At 69.3% G+C, this 16,532-nt stretch carries 10 protein-coding genes; all 10 read right to left on the reverse strand.

What is annotated here, in order from left to right; all coding sequences use genetic code 11:
* Positions 1-15 precede the first annotated feature (15 nt).
* The 10 genes from IAE24_RS01795 to IAE24_RS01840 all read right to left on the reverse strand — a co-directional run bounded on the left by IAE24_RS01795 (position 16) and on the right by IAE24_RS01840 (position 16,188).
* On the reverse strand, positions 16-864 hold the full coding sequence (locus IAE24_RS01795; RefSeq protein ID WP_141834845.1) for a carbohydrate ABC transporter permease: 849 nt from the start codon (positions 862-864) through the stop codon (positions 16-18).
* Entirely contained in the window at positions 861-1,757 is an 897-nt protein-coding gene (locus IAE24_RS01800) for a carbohydrate ABC transporter permease (RefSeq protein ID WP_199960014.1), read from the reverse strand. Before IAE24_RS01800 ends, IAE24_RS01795 begins: the two co-directional genes overlap by 4 nt.
* A 21-nt stretch (positions 1,758-1,778) precedes the next feature.
* The gene (locus tag IAE24_RS01805) at positions 1,779-3,074 is read right to left on the reverse strand and encodes an ABC transporter substrate-binding protein (protein ID WP_199960016.1); all 1,296 of its coding nucleotides are present in this window, start codon (positions 3,072-3,074) and stop codon (positions 1,779-1,781) included.
* Between the two features lie 99 nt (positions 3,075-3,173).
* Positions 3,174-4,241: an ABC transporter ATP-binding protein gene (locus IAE24_RS01810; RefSeq protein ID WP_063328155.1), complete on the reverse strand. Its 1,068-nt coding sequence runs from the start codon at positions 4,239-4,241 to the stop codon at positions 3,174-3,176.
* A gap of 75 nt (positions 4,242-4,316) precedes the next feature.
* Positions 4,317-5,717, reverse strand: coding sequence for an amidase (locus IAE24_RS01815; protein ID WP_013800959.1), 1,401 nt, complete (start codon positions 5,715-5,717; stop codon positions 4,317-4,319).
* Positions 5,718-5,848: 131 nt separating this feature from the next.
* The gene (locus tag IAE24_RS01820; RefSeq protein ID WP_034398901.1) at positions 5,849-6,793 is read right to left on the reverse strand and encodes a helix-turn-helix domain-containing protein; all 945 of its coding nucleotides are present in this window, start codon (positions 6,791-6,793) and stop codon (positions 5,849-5,851) included.
* A 95-nt stretch (positions 6,794-6,888) separates the two neighbouring features.
* Positions 6,889-8,985: a BCCT family transporter gene (locus tag IAE24_RS01825; RefSeq protein WP_199960018.1), complete on the reverse strand. Its 2,097-nt coding sequence runs from the start codon at positions 8,983-8,985 to the stop codon at positions 6,889-6,891.
* A gap of 187 nt (positions 8,986-9,172) precedes the next feature.
* Positions 9,173-9,469, reverse strand: a complete 297-nt coding sequence (locus IAE24_RS01830) for a hypothetical protein (protein WP_083571195.1) — start codon at positions 9,467-9,469, stop codon at positions 9,173-9,175.
* A 39-nt stretch (positions 9,470-9,508) separates the two neighbouring features.
* Positions 9,509-10,036 carry a DUF2867 domain-containing protein gene (locus IAE24_RS01835; RefSeq protein ID WP_199960020.1) on the reverse strand — a complete coding sequence of 176 codons (528 nt, stop codon included), beginning with the start codon at positions 10,034-10,036 and terminating at the stop codon, positions 9,509-9,511.
* Between the two features lie 89 nt (positions 10,037-10,125).
* Positions 10,126-16,188, reverse strand: a complete 6,063-nt coding sequence (locus IAE24_RS01840; RefSeq protein WP_199960022.1) for an alpha-2-macroglobulin family protein — start codon at positions 16,186-16,188, stop codon at positions 10,126-10,128.
* Positions 16,189-16,532: the final 344 nt, after the last annotated feature.

Below are 16,532 nucleotides of genomic sequence, written 5' to 3' on the forward strand. Positions count from 1 at the left end.
ACTTTAGCACCGCCCTCACTTGATCCCCGCACGCATGAAGCTCTGCACGAACTGGCGCTGGAACAGCACGAAGGCCACAAGCAGCGGGCCCGAGCTCATCAGCGTGGCGGCCGTGATGGTGGCCCATTCCACGCCCGACTCCACGCTGGAGAACACCTGCAGCCCCACGGTGAGCGGGCGCGCCTGCACGCTGTTGGTGATGATCAGCGGCCACAGGAAGTTGTTCCAGTGAAAGCTCACCGACACCAGCGCGAACGCCAGGTACACGGGCCGCGCCAGCGGCACGTAGACGCGCCACAGGATCTGCAGGGTGCTGGCACCCTCCACCCGCGCGGCCTCGTCCAGTTCCCGGGGAATGCCCAGGAAGGTCTGGCGCAGCAAAAAGATGGCAAAGGCCGATGCGAAGTACGGCAGGCCGATGCCCAGCAGCGTATCGACGGCGCCCAGGCGCGACAGGGTCTGGTAGTTCGCCACCAGCAGGATGTCCGGCATGATCATCAGCTGCACCAGCACCAGGGCAAAGGCCAGGCCCTGGCCACGAAAGCGGTAGCGTGCAAAGGCATAGGCCGCCAGCGTGCCCAGCACCAGCTGGGCCGCCAAAATCATGACCACCAGCACGGCCGTGTTCAGGAAATAGCGCGCAAAGGGCGCGGCCTGCCAGGCACGGCGAAAGTTCTCCAGCGTCCAGGGCGCTGCCAGGTCGAAGCGTGCCGAGTATTCGGGCGGATGAAAGGCCGTCCAGAACGCATAGGCCAGCGGCAGTATCCACAGCAGGGCCAGCAGCCAGGCGGCCAGCGTGTCCAGCCAGGTGGCGCCGTACAGCGCGGGCGGCGCATGGCGCGGGGCAATGGATGCGGCGCTCATTGGTAGTGCACCTTCTTGTCGAGCACGAAGAACTGCAGCAGCGCCACGGCCGCCAGCACGGCGACCAGCACCACGGTCAGGGCCGCCGCATAGCCCGTGTCCCAGAACTTGAAGCCCACTTCGTACAGGTGATAGAGCAGCAGCGTGGAGGCGTTGTCCGGCCCGCCGCGCGTGAGGATGAAGAGGTGGTCCACCAGGCGGAAGGCGTTGATCACCGCATTGACCAGCACGAACAGCGTGGTCGGCATCAGCAGCGGCCACTGCACGCGGCGCAGGAAGTACCAGCGCGAGGCCCCCTCGATGGCCGCCGCCTCCTTGAGGCTGGGGTTGAGGGTCTGCAGCGCGGCCAGGTAGAAGATCATGAAAAAGCCCGCCTCCTTCCACACCGCCACCACGGTCACGCAGGCCAGCGCCGTGGACGGGTCGCCCAGCCAGTTGTGCGCGGGAAGGCCCAGTGCGCCGCGCAGCTGCTCCAGCAGCCCGTACTGCGGGGTGTAGAAGAACAGCCAGATGTTGGCCACGGCAATCATGGGCAGCACCGTGGGCGTGAAGTACGCCATGCGCACGAAGGCGCGGCCGGCCAGCCTCTCGTTGACCCACAGCGCCATGGCCAGCGCCAGCGCCATGGACAGCGGGATCGTGGCCGCCGCGAACCACAGGTTGTTGCGCACGGCCTGCCAGAACACCGGGTCGTCCACCATCACGGCGTAGTTCTCCAGGCCCACCCATGGCCCCGGCTGGCCGCCGCGCAGCGTGGCATGCAGGCTGTCGATCAGCGTAGCCACGGCCGGCCAGTGCGTGAAGGCCACCAGCAGCACCAGCGCCGGCAGCAGCATCAGCCAGGCATGGACGGCCTGTCGGCCGCGGACAAGGGAGGCGGGAGCGGAGCTCATGCAGTCAGCGGCACTGCGCCATCACTTGTAGCGGCGCAGGATGCGGTCTGCTTCCTTTTGCGCATCCTGCAGGGCCTGGGCCGAGGTCTTGCTGCCGTTGAGGGCGGCCTGCACGGCGTCGTTGAGCACCTTGGTCACGCGCTGGTTCTCATGCGTGGAGAACTCGGCCACCGATACCGGCAGCTGGTCGCGCGCCACCAGGGCCTGCGGGAAGTCCTGGCCGTACTTCTTGAGCGCGGGCGTGTCATAGGCGGCGGGCGAGACGGCCACGTAGCCGCTGTCCATGCTCCACTGCGCGGCCAGCGGGGGCTGGGTGACCCACTTCATGAACTGGAAGGCCGCCTCCTGCTGCTCCCGGGGCGCCTTCTTGAACAGGTAGAAGTTGCCGCCGCCCGTGGGCGAGCCCTTGCGCACATTGCCTGCGATCTGGCCCACGCCGAAGTCGAATTTGGCATTGGCTCGGATATTGGTCAGGTTGCCCGTGGTGGTGACGATGATGGCGGCCTTCTTTTCCATGAAGTCCTTGGGCGTCGTGCCCCACTCCACCACGCCGGCCGGGTGCACGCCCTCCTTGACCAGGCCCACCCAGAAGTCCAGCGCCTCCACGACCCGGGGGCTGTCCAGCGTGACCTGGGTGCCGGCCTCGTTGGCCAGCAGCACGTCATTGGGCGTGGTCAGCGTCTGCAGCATCCAGTAGGCAAAGCCCGTGGACGGGATCTGTATGCCGTACTGCACGACCTTGCCGCTGGCGTCCTTCTTCGTCAGCTTGTGCGCAGCTTCCTTGAGTTCCTTCCAGTTCTGCGGCGCCTTGTTCGGGTCCAGGCCGGCTTCCTTGAAGGCTTCCTTGTTGTAGTACATGACCACGGTGGAACGCTGGAAGGGCACGCCCCAGGTCTTGCCGCCCGTCTGGCTGTTGGCCATGAAGGCCGGATAGAAGCCCTTGAGCCAGGCCCGGTCGGCATCGGTCTTCACGAAGTCGTCGATGGGGGCGATGGCGTCCTCGTCGATCAGCGTGAACATGTCGGTGGACAGCAGCACCGAGCTGGCCGGCGGCTTGCCCGACTTGTGGGCCGTCAGCGCCTTGACGATGGTCTCCTGGTAGGTGCCCGCATAGACGGGCGTGATCCGGTACTGCGGATGGGCCTTGTTGAACTCGGCCGCATAGCCGTCGATCACCTTGGTGATGGGGCCGCCCACGGCCACGGGGTAGTAGAACGGCACCTCCAGCGGCGTCTGCGCGCTGGCGGTGTTCAGCAGGCCCGTGGCGGCCAGGGCGGCTGCGGCTGCGAGGGTTTTGAGGAAGGCATGGCGTTGCATGGCGGACTCTCCTGGAAGGTGCTTCGGGTGCGAAAGCCGGAACGGCTGAAACGGCTGAAACGGTGGATGGCGAAGGAATTGGGGGCCGGTGCCTCGGCCTCAGGCCGTGCAGCGCCGCCCCTTTTCGTCAAAGAAATGCGTGGCCTCGCGCGCCCAGCGCAGGCCCACGAGCTGGCCCGGCTGCAGGCCGCCGAGCTGGCTGCCAGCGGTGCGCACCATCAGTTGCTCGCTGCCCACGCGGCAGCGCAGCACCAGGTCGGCGCCCAGGTATTCGAGGCTTTCGATGTCGGCAGCCACCACGGGGCCGCTGCCGACATCGCCATGGAGCGACAGGCGCATGTCCTCGGGCCTGACGCCCAGCCAGCGCGCCTGGCCCGGCTGCTGCAGGCCGGCGGGCGCGGCGCTGGCATGGCTGCCCGCGATGTGCAGGCCGTCGAGGCGCGCGATGTTCATGGCCGGCGTGCCGATGAAGCGCGCGGCAAAGGTGGTGGCGGGCCGGCTGTAGATCTCCTGGGGCGCGGCGCACTGCTCCACGCGCCCCTGGCTGAGCAGCACCACTTGGTCGGCCATGCCCATGGCCTCGGCCTGGTCGTGCGTGACATAGACCACGGTCAGGCCCAGGCGCCGCTGCAGCTCGCGCAGCTCGGTGCGCATTTCCTGGCGCAGCTGGGCGTCGAGGTTGGACAGCGGCTCATCCATCAGGCAGACGCGGGCGCGGGCCACCAGTGCGCGGCCCAGCGCCACGCGCTGCTGCTGGCCGCCCGACAGCTGGCCGGGCCGGCGCGCCAGCAGCGCGTCCAGGCCCAGCAGCGCGGCGGCCTCGTCGATGCGCCGGCGCGCCTCGGCCGCCGGGACCTTGCGCACGGACAGGCCGAAGCCGATGTTCTGCGCCACCGTCAGGTGCGGGAACAGCGCGTAGTTCTGGAACACCATGGCAATGCCGCGCCGAGCGGGCGGCAGTTGGGTGACGTCCTGCCCATCGATGCGTACGCGGCCCGAGGTGGCGCTTTCCAGGCCCGCGATGATGCGCAGCGTGGTGGACTTGCCGCAGCCCGAGGGACCGAGCAGCACGCAAAAGGATCCGGGTTCAATGCGCAGATCCAGCGCCTGCAGTGCCGTGGTGCCGCCCCAGGACTTGGCGACACCTTCCATCTCGATCAAGGACATCACGCCAGTCTAGGAAGGCTGTGTGACAGGCCCGTGTCGCGCCACCGGCCTGGCGGCTCAGGCGGCTCAGGCGGCTCAGGCAGCAGGGTGCTGTCTGTGCCAGTCCGTGGCCTGCTGGAACGCCCAGCCCGCGCGCACCAGCAGGTCTTCGCGGAAGTCGGGGGCCACGAACTGGAAGGCCACGGGCGCGCCCTCGGGAGTGCGTCCGCCGGGCAGCGTGATCGTGGGGCTGCCCGTCAGGTCGAACGGGCAGGTGTAGCGCAGCATGCCCGAGAACAGCTCGGCATCGGAGCCGAAATGCGCCATGCGTTGCAGCGTGGGAGCCGCAAAGGCCGTGGCGGGAACCAGCAGCAGGTCCACCTGCGCGAAGAGTGCACGCACCCGGCCCGTGAAGTCCGCGCGGCGCAGCAGCAGCCGCTGGTAGTCGGTGGCGGACAGGCCCAGCCCCAGGTCGATCAGCCCGGCGAGCCCGGGGCCATAGGCCTCGCGCCGTGCAGGGAAAGTGGCGCCGTGCGCCACGGCGGTCTCCACCGCGCACAGCGCCGGCCAGTCCTCCACCGCCTGGGTGGCATCGGGAAAGCGGACCTCCTGCACGCTGGCCCCCAGGCGCTGCGCCACCGCCAGGGCCTGCTCCACCGCCTGGCGGGAGGGGGCATCCACGCCGTCCAGTGCCCATTGCCGGTCCATGCCCAGGCGCAGGCCGGAGAATCCGCGCGTCATCATGGCCAGATAGTCGGGCACGCTGCACTGGCTGGCCGTAGGGTCCAGCGGGTCCGCCCCGGCGATGGCCGCGAGCATGGCTGCGGCATCGGCAGCACTGCGCGCCATCGGGCCTATGTGGTCCAGGGACGCGGCCAATTCGAAGGCGCCGTGGCGGCTCACCCTGCCCCAGGTGGGCTTGAGCCCCGTGATGCCGTTGGCGGCCGATGGAAAGCGGATGGAGCCCCCGGTGTCCGTGCCCAGCGATCCGAAGCACAGCCCCGCCGCCGTGGCCACGCCCGAGCCGCTGGACGAGGCCCCGGGCCACAGCTGGGCGCCCCAGGGGTTGACGGGGGCAGTGATCTCGGGATGGTGGTCGGCGAAGGCGCCTTCGGTCTGCTGCAGCTTGCCCAGGATGACGGCGCCGGCCTCGCGCAGCCTGCGCACCACGGTGGCATCTTCCGTGGGGCGATGGTCGCGGTGCAGCGTCATTCCATGCGTGGTGGGGACGCCCCGGGTCCACAGCAGGTCCTTGAGCGCCAGCGGCACGCCGTGCAGCGCACCGCGGCGGCGGCCCTGCGCGATCTCGGCGTCGGCGCGGCGGGCGTCCTCCAGCGCCTGCTGCGCCATCACCGTCACGTAGCTGTGCAGCCGCGCGTCCACGGCCTCGATGCGCGCCAGCATGTGGCGGGTCACCTCTTCCGAGGAAATGCGGCGGGACTGGATCTCGCGCCCCACCTCCAGCAGTTCGAGATGGTGCAGTTCGCTGTCGTTCATGGCATGTCTCCCGGCGCCCGGCTCCGGGGCGCCACCGTTGTTGCACTGGAAAAGCCGCACGGGACGCACGGCAGGCCCATGCTAGGGAGCCGGCGGCGCCGACGCTTGTTCGTGAGGGTCAGCGACCTTGCTCAGGCGGCCAGCAGGCTGCGGGGCGTGCAGCCGAACGCCTTGCGAAAGGCTCGGCTGAAGTGCGCCGCATCGGAGAATCCATGCGCGAAGGCCGCCTCGGTCACGCTGGAGCAGCGCCCCTGCATCAGGGCCTGGCGGCTGGCCTGCAGCCGCAGCTGCCATACCAGGCCCATGGGCGTCTGGTTGCGCCGCGCAAAGGCCCGCGTCACGGTACGGGGCGAGACGTTGTGCTGCTGCGCCAGCCATTGCAGCGACAGCTCGGGCGAGCCCAGGTTGTCCTGGATGAACGCCTGGATGCGGCCGTGCAGGTCCCGTTCCGAGCGGGGCTGCACGGCCATCTCCTGCATCTCCAGCGCCAGGGCCAGCACGTCGAGCAGCGCCATGCCGAAGCGCTGCGCCAAGGCATCACCGTGCGGCGCAGGCGGCATGGCGATGGCCTCGCCGAGCATGGCCCGCAGCGGCGCCACGGCCGGGGCATGGCCATGCAGCGCCCGGCCCGCGTGCGAGGGTGCACGGGCAAAGCGATTCAACAATTCGCTGCGCGGAATGCGCATCAGCAGGATATCGCGGGGCGCCACCGAGAATTCGAAAGGCTGCGCAGCGTCATAAAGCACCAGATTGCCCGCACTCAGCCGGGCCACTTGCCCTCCCTGGCGCACCTCGGCCTGGCCCTGGAGCAGATAGCCCAGCCACAGCTCGTCGCGGGCATGCAGGCGCAGGTGGGCTGCGTTGCGCACCCAGCGGTGGCTGGGTGCCGACATGGCACTGATCTCCAGCAGTCCCAGGGACCGCACGGACAGCGTGGCCCCGAAGCCGCCGGGACCTGCACCATCCCCCTGCGCGCGGTGGCTGTCGGCCGGGATGCAGTGGCGGCAGACCACCTCGTGCCAGTAGTCGAAACGATGGCGTGGCTCCTGCGAATGGGTAGAGTATTCGAGCTGCATGGCAGCGCCCAGTATCCGCAGGCGGCCGCCGGCTGGCACCCCGGTGTTTACCCAAAGGCCCGGGGTGCCGCGACGGCGGCACTGCGCAGCACGGCTCAGCTGTGGCCCGGAGCCCGGTTCAGCAGATGCGTGCGCTGGTCGGCGCTCAGCGACAGGTAGCGCTCGTAGTGGCGCAGGATGTCGGCGATGACTTCCTCGCTGCGCAGGTACTGGATGTCGTGGCCCAGGCGGCCGTCCTCGAAGAAGGTGATGGGCTCGTAGACATGGCGGCGCTCCTGCTCGCTGGCCGCCTCGCTCACCAGGAAGGTGGGCACCGTGCGGCGCGTGGCGCGCACGCCGTAGACGAAGTCGCGCAGCGAGGGATCGGGCACGGTCAGGCGCACGGCGCCCTCGCCATCCAGGTCCTCGGTGACCACGGCCTGCACGCCGCGCCTTTGCATCTCGGCGGCCACCTCGTTCATGGCGGGCAACACCACGCCGGCCAGGAACCTGCGCACATCGGCGCGCGAGGGCTGGTGCACGATCTGCTCCAGGCGCTTGCGCCAGTGCTGGCCGCTCCAGAAGCTGGTGGCCGGAGCCAGGTCGGGCGAGAAGTGCGCGCGGTCGGCCTGCAGCCCGCGCCACAGCCCGTAGCACAGGGCCAGCATGATGACGGCCACCGGCAGGGCCGCCACCAGGGTCATGGCCTGCAGCGCCTTGAGGCCGCCGGCCAGCATCAGCACCATGGCCGTCACGCCCAGCACGGCAGCCCAGAACAGCCGCTGCCAGACCGGCGAACGCGCATGGCCGCGCGAGGCGATGTTGTCCACCACGAAGGCCCCGGAGTCCGCCGAGGTGACGAAGAACACCGCGATCAGCACGATGGTGAGCCAAGCCACGGGCTTGAACCAGGGCAGGTACTCGAAGAAGCGGAACAGCAGCGCATCCACGTTCGAGGCCGTCTGCCCCAACGCGCCCATGGCCACGTGGGTGTCTATCCAGATGGCGCTGTTGCCGAAGGCCGTCATCCACAGCAGGTTGAAGGCCGTGGGCACCAGCAGCACGCCGGTCACGAACTGGCGGATGGTGCGCCCGCGCGAGATGCGCGCGATGAACATGCCCACGAAGGGCGACCAGGAGATCCACCAGGCCCAGTAGAGGATGGTCCAGCCGCCGAACCAGCCTTCCTGGCTGGGCGGCTCGTAGGCAAAGGTGCGGAACGACAGCTGGACCAGGCCAGACAGGTAGTTGCCGATGTTCTCGCTCAGCGCCTCGAAGAGGAAGACCGTGGGCCCCGCCACAATGACGAAGGCCAGCAGGATGAAGGCCAGCACGAGATTGAACTCGCTCAGGCGGCGCACGCCCTTGTCCAGGCCCGAGACGGCCGACAGCCCGGCCAGGCCGACCACGATGACGATGACCGAGATGCGGAACAGCGCCGTGGAGGTGTCCCATCCCGTCACCGTATGCAGGCCCGCAGCCAGCTGCAGCGCGCCATAGCCCAGCGTGGTGGCGATACCCGCGATGGTGCCCACCAGCGCGAAGGCATCCACGCTGTGGCCGATGGGGCCGTTGATGCGCTTGCCCAGCAGCGGGTACAGGCCCGAGCGCATGGTCAGCGGCAGGTTGTAGCGAAAGCCGAAGTACGCCAACACCAGGCCCATGGTTCCGTAGACGGCCCAGGCATGAAAGCCCCAGTGGAAGAAGGTGGACTGCAGCGCCTCGCGCGCGGCGGCCGGCGTGGAAGGCACGGCCGTGGGCGGCTTGAGGAAATGCTGCAGCGGCTCGCCCACGCCGAAGTACATCAGGCCGATGCCCATGCCGGCGGCGAACAGCATGGCGGTCCAGGAGATGAAGCTGAACTCGGGCTCCGCATCATCGGGACCCAGGCGGATATCACCGAAACGGCTGGACGCGACGAAGATCAGAAAGACCAGGAACAGCGTGACCGAGACGGCATAGAACCAGTCCATGTGCCCCACCACCCAGGCCTGGGCGCTGGAGAACAGCAGGTCGGCGCTGTCGGGCATGAGGCCGCAGTACAGCAGCAGCAGGCCCAGCACCAGCAGGGAAGGAATGACGACGGGGCCTGAGAAGGTGATGCGCGGTGCAGGCTCGGCAGGCGATGGCGTGGCCGCCTGCGGTGCATCCGGTGGCGGAGCCACTGGTGGCGCGGGTGGCGCCGGTCGGGGATCGGTGGTCGTGTCTGGCATATACCCTCTCTCTTGTGATCAATGGTGTGCCCGGGAACCGATTCGCAATGGTGGCGGCCCTGCCCTTGTGGGGCGGGCCCCGTTCCCTGCTCGGGGGATGTCCGCCGGGCAAAGGCCGCAAGTATGCAAGGGGCGGCGTGGAAGCAGGCGTCGGACGCCAACGCCAAAGGCTTCCGATTTGCTGACTTCAGGGCCGACGCCCCAGCACGCTGCTCCAGCGCGCCAGCGCAGCCAGTACGGCGGGCCAGAACACGGTATTGGCAATGTCGTGCAGGCTGGCGCCCCAGCGCCAATACCCCAGGCTCGCGATATCGTCGCGCATGTCCAGCAGCTCGCCCGTCATGGCCACCGCCAGGGCCGCCAGGAGGGGCGTCCAGCTGCCCAGGGGTCTGCGCAGCACGGCGCAGGCGGCCAGCGCCACCGTCAGGCCCACGTAGATATGCAAGGCGTCCTTGGACAGCCCCGAGGCACCCATGACGGCCATTTTGATGGTCTGGACAGCCGACGGCTCCATCCGCAGCTTTCAGCCGGCCAGCTTGGCCACCACGGCCGGGGCGATGACGCGGTGGGCCGGCGCCACGCCCAGCATGTAGATGCGGCCCAGCGCATTGTGCACATGGACCACGGTGGACATGGCGGCGGTGAAGGTGCCGGACGGCGCGCCCTCGGGGCTGGGCAGCCGCATGAGGGAGACCTGCACGTCCAGGTGCCGGTCGCTGTCGCCCAGGACCACTTCGCTGTCGCTCAGGGCATGGACACGGAAGATGCCGGCGCGATCGCCCACGCGGTAGCTCGATGGCTGGCGCTGCGCATCGACGCCGCTGAGCGTGCCCAGGTCCTTGATGCCGAAGGGCGCCACCACGCGGTTGCGCAGGCGCATCAGAAAGTCGATCCAGCCCGGCGTGCGGCCCACGCAGCGCAGGTACAGCGCCATGGGGCTGCTGCCGTCGTCCGGCAATTGCAGCTGGTAGCTGTCGTGGAAATAGGCGGTCTTGAGGCGGTCCTGCAGGGCGCTGCCTGAGGGAACCGGAGAGAGGATGACTTGTGCCATGGAGCGGAGGGTGATGAAAAAAGGGGGCGGTCCTGCAGCCATCATAGGCCGCAGGGCCGCCCCCTTGTCAGGGCGCCATCAACGCTGCATCAGCGCTTGTCGCTCACCTTGATGCGGGCGTTGGGAACCTCGCCGAACATCTCGGGCGCATACAGCGCCTCCACCCGCGTGGGCGGCAGCGCGAAGTCGCCGGCATTGTTCAGCCGCACGGTGTACTCCACGCGCGTATTGCCCTTGGGCAGGTACTGGTAGTAGGCGCGGTAGGCCTCGAAGCTGCGCTCTTCATAAGCCAGCCAGCCCGCGCCTTCTGCGCGCTCGCCGCCCGAGGCGATCTCCGAGTCGCGCCCCAGACCGCCGCCCAGGATGGTGGCGCCCGTGGGCACGGGGTCGGTGATGGCCACCCAGGTCATGTCGGTGCGGGCCTGCACCTCCAGCGTGACGCGCAGCACGTCGCCGCGCGAGTACTGGCCTGCGGGCAGGCTCTTGTCGGCCTGCTCCACGGGCTTGACCGTGCGCGTGACGGTGTAGCCGGCGCTGAACGGCGCCTTCAGCTGCACGGCCGCCACCGACTGCAGCGTGAGCCAGGGCTTGCCGGTGCCCTGCTGGGTCACCGTCAGTTGGCCCTTGCGAGCATCACCCACCGCGCTCCAGGGCAGGAACATGGTGTTGTTGCGCAGGCCGCCGACCACCGTGGTCGCGCCGAAGCTGGACGCCTGGTGCGCCGCGCCCTCGGTGTCGCTGGCGCGCATGCGCGTGACCTGGCTCCACTCCACGCGGGCCTGGGACGCGCCCAAAGCCGCCTGGGTGGCGCCCGTCACGGGCGTGGCCTCGAACTGCTGCGAGAAGCGCTGCAGTGCCAGCGCGCCCCACAGGTTGGCCGTGGTCGTGCCCCAGGCGCCGTTGCTCTGGCGCGAGATGAAGCCATTGGCCAGGCGCGGCAGCTCTTCCTTCCACGTCGGGTCGTCCATGTTGACCAGCATCAGGCGGGCCAGGTTGACCTCGGGGCCCTGCATCAGCCACCACCACTGGTCGTCCTGCTCGTTGCTGAAGGCCACGCGCGTGCCCTGGTAGCTCAGGCGGGCGCGCAGGATCTGCTGGGCCTGGGCCAGCTGCTGTTCGCGCTGGGGCAGCTCGCGCATGTGCTTGAGCAGGGCCACCCAGTCGATGACGGCATGCGTGGGCCAGTCATTGGGCGCGATGGTGATGCTGTCGAGCATGCGCGGATTGGCGCGGCCCGTCAGCGCCAGCGCCTGGATGGCGGCCAGCTTGCGCATGTCCAGATCCTTGCGCGGGCTCCAGAAGCTGCGCTGGATGCGGCCTTCGACGAAGGCGATCAGGCCGTTTTCCATGCGCTCGCGCTCGGCCGCCGGCAGCACGAAGCGCTTGTCCACGCCCTGTGCCAGTGCCGAGAGGTTGAGCAGGTGGGCCGTCAGCGTATCGCTGCCGCGGGCCGCACGGCCCGAACCGTCGCCCGCCAGCGGGAAGTAGCTGGCCAGGCCGTCGCCGTCCAGGTAGCTGGGCAGTTGGCCCATGGTGGACTGCCACAGCGTGGCGTCGCTCATGCCCACGGCCTTGCTGGTGACCTGCTCCAGGCAGCTGTAGGGATAGCGCGCCCACCAGTCGCGCACGCCCGGCAGGCCTTCGGCCAGCTTGGGCGCCAGCGACATGCGCAGGCCGCCGCGGCCGGACAGTGCATCGGCCGGCAGTTGCACGGGCAGGTTGATGCTGCCATCGACCTGCATCAGGGTACCCTGCTGCACCGTCAGCGGCACGGCCGGGATGATGCGCTGGCTGACCTTCAGCCTGTCGCTGGCCGGCTTGTCACCGCCTGCGGTGTCGCGGGCCTCGATCTCCCAGATCAGCGCCTCGGCGCGGGTCTGGCCCAGCTGGGCCGGCGCCGTGACGTTCCAGGCCACCTCGCGCGCCTCGCCCGCGGGAATCTCCACGGTCTGCGCTGCCAGCTCCAGCAGCGTGGCACGCGGCGTGACCTGCACCTTCATGGCCTTGGCCGAGGTGTTGCGCAGCGTGACCATGGCACGGAACTGGTCCTCCTCGCGCACCAGCGGCGGCAGGCCGCTGATGATCTGCAGGTCCTGGGCGGTGCGGATGGGCGCCTGGCCCGTGCCGAACATCGACACGCCATGGTCGGCCACCGCTACCACCTGGAAGGTGGTCAGCGAGTCGTTGAGCGGCACGCTGACCTGGGCCTTGCCCTGGGCATCGAGCACCACGCTCGGATTCCACAGCAGCAGCGTCTCGAACAGCTCGCGCGTCTGGCTGCGGCCACCGCCGCCGCCAGCGGCCACGGCCTTGCGGCCGTAGTGGCGCCTGCCGATCACCTCCATCTGCGCGGTCGAGGTCTGCACGCCCCACTCGCGGCGGCGCAGCATCGCGTCGGCCAGCTGCCAGCTGGTGTTGGGCATGAGCTCCAGCAGGGCCTGGTCCACGACCGCCAGCGCCACCTCGGCGCCAGCGGCGGGCTTGCCGTCGGGCAGCGTGGCGCTGATGGTGACCTTGGCGGTGCCGCGCACCTGGTAGCTGGCCTGGTCGGCCGTGACCTTGACGTCGATGCGATGGGCCTTGGTGCCCACGCGGATCTCGGCCATGCCCAGGCGATAGGCGGGCTTGGACAGATCGACCAGGGCCGTGGGCGCGATGTACTCCTTGCCCTCATGCCAGAAGGCGTTCCACCACTCGCGCGGCGCCTTGAAGCCCCAGGTGAAGAAGCTGTACCAGGGCACCTCGCGCAGTCGCCCGCGCAGGGCCAGCACGCTCACGTAGACGTTGGGGCCCCAGTCGGGCTGGACCTTCAGCTCCACGGTGGGGTTCTGGCCATTGAGCTGCATGACCTGGGTGCTGACGATGCCTTCGCGTTCCACGGCGACCAGGGCCGTCGCGTAGCGGAAGGGCATGCGCACCTGGAAGCGCGCGGTCTCGCCGGGCTCGTAGCTGCGCTTTTCGGGCAGCACGTCCATGCGGTCATGGTCCTCGCCGCCGAACCACAGTTCGCCCTGGCGGGTGACCCAGACGCTGGAGGCGGCCTGGGCGGGCCGGCCATCCTTGTCGGAGGCGGTGACGATCAGCTCCACCTCGCCGGGCTGCGACAGCTGGGCTTCGCACTGCACCATGCCCTGGGCATCGCTGTTGCCCGTGCACACCGTGCCCATGGACTTGAGCGTGGTCTGGTTGTCGTAGCTGTAAAAGCCCCCCACCAGGCGCTTGCGGCTGCTGGTGGTGACGCGGGAGATGGCCTCCACCTTGACCGGCACGCCGGCCTGGGGCTTGCCGTCCACGCCCAGGGCCAGCGCCTGGAACTGGAGCTTGCGGCCTGTGGTGATCCAGCTTTCGGCGCGCACGCCGGCCACGATGGCCGCGGGCCACAGCATCTGCGTGCTGCGCAGGGTCTGCACCTCGCCGTTGGGATCGGCATAGGTGGCCTCGATCAGCAGCTCGCGCGGCTCGCGCAGCTTGGGCAGGTTCTCGATCTTGAGCTTGCCCAGTCCTTCACGGTCCAGCGTCACGGGCAGCTTGTCGGCCACCACCTTGCTGTCCTGGGAGGCCGTGGCCTCCTCGTCATCGCTCTGGCCCGTGTCCTGGGCGCTGCGCGGTGCCGAGAAGCTGAAGCCCTGCCAGTCGCTGCGGTCCATCCAGGTGGAGCGCACCAGGGCGGACACGCGCACCGGCAGGTTGGCGGCCGGGCCGCCGGAGACGTAGTTCACCTGCACCTGCACCGGCAGGCTGGAGACGCCGACCAGGGCCTGCTTGCCTTCGGGGCCCACGCGGCCTTCGAGCACGGGCAGGCGGAATTCCTCGACACGGAAGCTGCCCGTGCCGAAGCGGTTGTTGCGCCCGCGCGAGCCGTTGCCATCGCCGCGCAGCTCCACGGAATACGAGCCGAGCTTGGCGCCCTTGGGCACGGAGAAGCTGTTTTCCGCACTCAGGCCGCCCGTGCCCGTGGAACGCCACTGCAGCGGCTGTGTGTACTGCTGGCCGCTGCCTTCATGGGTAATGACCAGTTGCGTGGGCCGCTGCTCGGGCAGCGCAAAGCCGCCCTGCCCCTGGCCGATGCCGGTCTGGGTGCGCATCAGGTGCTTCATGGACACGGTCTCGCCGGCGCGCAGCAGCGTGCGGTCGAAGATGGTGTGGGCCACCTCGTCGCGCTGGGCGCTGCGGCTGGTGGGCACGTTGAAGCGCCAGGACTCGATGCCGCGCTGCCAGTCGCTCCAGGTGAAGGCCAGCTCCTGCTGGCCGTCCTTGCCCTGGGCGCGTGCACTGACGAAGTAGGCCGGCGAGCGGTAGCCGACACCGCCCGTGCATTGGGGCGGCTCGGGCGACAGGCCTTCCAGGCGCGCCACGCCGCTGGCGTCGGTGGTGGCCGAGGTCAGCACCTTGCCATTGCAGTCGGAGACCTGGATCTTGGCATTGGCCACGGCCTGGCCCTTGTCCAGCGTGGTCACCCAGGCGGCCGCGTTCTCGCGGCCGAGCTTGAAGTGGACGGACAGGTTGGTCACCAAGGCCGAGGTGCGCACATACATGCTGCGTGCCGAGCCGTAGCGCTCATCGAGCAGCGACTGGCCCAGCAGCGGCGAGGCGATCTCGACCACGTGAAAGCCCGGCGTGAGCGGAATGCCCACCACCTCGAAGGGGCGCGGATCGCCCTTGACGGGCTTGGGCAGCTCCAGCGTCTTGACGTCGCCCTGGCCGGCCAGCAGCGACAGCATGCGCGTCTGCACATAGTCGCGGTTTTCGTTGTCGATCACGGGCGGCAGCGGGCCCTTGATGTCGCGCGAGGCGCGCTTGCGGTCCATGTCGGAGGACTCGTAGTCGGCCACGCGGCGCATCCAGGCGATGATCTCGGCATCGCTGCCGGGCTGCTTGGTGCTCACGCGGCTGGCATCCAGGGACTTGGTGGCCAGCTCGGACTCCACATTGCGCAGCGTCACGGGCAGCAGGGCCGGGCCGTCCGGGCCTTCGGCATAGCGCTCGACGATGCCGAAGGGCGAGGCCGCGAACTTGGCCAGCGGCGGCAGCGCGCCCGTGGCCACCTGCAGCGGGAACATGTCGGCATTGCTCAGGCTGCGGCCCGCCGCGTCCTTGAACTGCGGAGGCAGCTCCACCGTGTAGCGCGCCTGGGCCTGCATGGTGGCCGGGAAGCTCAGGTTCTGCACCAGCGAATCCTCGCTGAGCTTTTCGCCGTATTCGCCGTCGATCACGGGCGCCACCTTGGAGGCGCCGCTGCTCAGGCGAATGCCCTCGGCCAGCTTGCGCGGCACGGGGGCATTGAAGCTCAGGCGCATGGGGCGGATCGGCAGGCAGGCGGCCTGGGCGTTCTCGCGCTCGCAGCTGAACTCGGCCGCGAAGGGCTCGCGCACGCGGTACTCGAAGCGCTTGTCCTGGCGGCTGGCCACGCCGTTGGGCGTGGCGATGCCGGCGCCAAAAACCAGCTTCATGGTCGTGCCCGCCGTCAGGCGGCGGTTGCAGGACAGCGTGGCGTACTGCAGAGGGTTCTTGGCGGCGGCCTTGTCCCAGCCGCGGTGCTTGAGCAGCTCGTCGCGCTCCTTGCCGTCGATCAGGCGCACGGGTATGCGCTCGCCCACGCCTTCGGCCGTGCACCACATGTGCTGCTGCAGGCTTTGCACGGTGGCCGGGCCCGACAGGCGCAGCGCGAAGTACTGCTCCTCGTCGATCTGTTCATAGGTGTCGGGCGCCATGTCCAGCACGGCCGGGCCGCCGGTCTGGAACTGGTAGCTGGCAGCGCCCGTCACGGCCGTGCCCGCAGGCGACTTGTAGCCGGCCACCAGCTGGGCCGTGCAGCGCACGCCGGGCGGCAGGGCCTGCTTGAAGTCGAACACCCATTCGCGGTCGCTGTTCCAGCGGCCCGTGCCCTGGGTGGCCGCCGCATCGCTGCAGCTGAGCGTGACCGGCGCGGCCGCCTTGGGGTCGCCAAAGCGCACGGCCGTGCCATCGAACTGCACCACCACCTGCTCGACCTTGGCCACCTCTCCCTGCGGGCTGAACTGGCGCACGCCCACGGCCTGCGCCGTCAGCGCCACCGATCCCAGCAGCAGCCCCAACCCCCACCGGCCCCAGGGCCGGCTGTGCGCCGGAGCCCCCTGCAACCCACTGATCGCTTTCGTGCGAAGCACCCCCATGGCAATCCCTTCTGTCGGGCTCAGATGGCCCGCTGTTTTCTTGGAATGAGCAGGCTTTCAGCACTGCGACGCGAGCTGTCCGCATGACACGCTGCAAATGAAAAACCCTGCGCTGCAGGCAGGGCTCGGCGGCAAGGGCTGGAACAAGGCGCAGGCCTGTCGCCCGCATGCACCGAATGCAGGGCCGCATCCGCTGCGGCTGAAAACCACTGCGCGGGATGATACCGGCCCGCATCCGCTGCAGGCCCTGCTGCGGGTGCCCGGAACCGGGTCTGCGGTGTATCCGTCTGTAAGACATCGGCGCATCAACACGTCATATCCGTGCAATCACAGGGCTCACCTCC

This window comes from Delftia sp. S65 (assembly GCF_016516495.1).
GTDB lineage: Bacteria > Pseudomonadota > Gammaproteobacteria > Burkholderiales > Burkholderiaceae_C > Comamonas > Comamonas acidovorans.

What these genes read in the sequence shown, in the direction of transcription:
- IAE24_RS01795 (WP_141834845.1), bottom strand. Translation starts at nt 864, where the DNA reads ATGAGCGCCGCATCCATTGCCCCGCGCCATGCGCCGCCCGCGCTGTAC.
- IAE24_RS01800 (WP_199960014.1), bottom strand. Translation starts at nt 1,757, where the DNA reads ATGAGCTCCGCTCCCGCCTCCCTTGTCCGCGGCCGACAGGCCGTCCAT.
- IAE24_RS01805 (WP_199960016.1), bottom strand. Translation starts at nt 3,074, where the DNA reads ATGCAACGCCATGCCTTCCTCAAAACCCTCGCAGCCGCAGCCGCCCTG.
- IAE24_RS01810 (WP_063328155.1), bottom strand. Translation starts at nt 4,241, where the DNA reads ATGTCCTTGATCGAGATGGAAGGTGTCGCCAAGTCCTGGGGCGGCACC.
- IAE24_RS01815 (WP_013800959.1), bottom strand. Translation starts at nt 5,717, where the DNA reads ATGAACGACAGCGAACTGCACCATCTCGAACTGCTGGAGGTGGGGCGC.
- IAE24_RS01820 (WP_034398901.1), bottom strand. Translation starts at nt 6,793, where the DNA reads ATGCAGCTCGAATACTCTACCCATTCGCAGGAGCCACGCCATCGTTTC.
- IAE24_RS01825 (WP_199960018.1), bottom strand. Translation starts at nt 8,985, where the DNA reads ATGCCAGACACGACCACCGATCCCCGACCGGCGCCACCCGCGCCACCA.
- IAE24_RS01830 (WP_083571195.1), bottom strand. Translation starts at nt 9,469, where the DNA reads ATGGCCGTCATGGGTGCCTCGGGGCTGTCCAAGGACGCCTTGCATATC.
- IAE24_RS01835 (WP_199960020.1), bottom strand. Translation starts at nt 10,036, where the DNA reads ATGGCACAAGTCATCCTCTCTCCGGTTCCCTCAGGCAGCGCCCTGCAG.
- IAE24_RS01840 (WP_199960022.1), bottom strand. Translation starts at nt 16,188, where the DNA reads ATGGGGGTGCTTCGCACGAAAGCGATCAGTGGGTTGCAGGGGGCTCCG.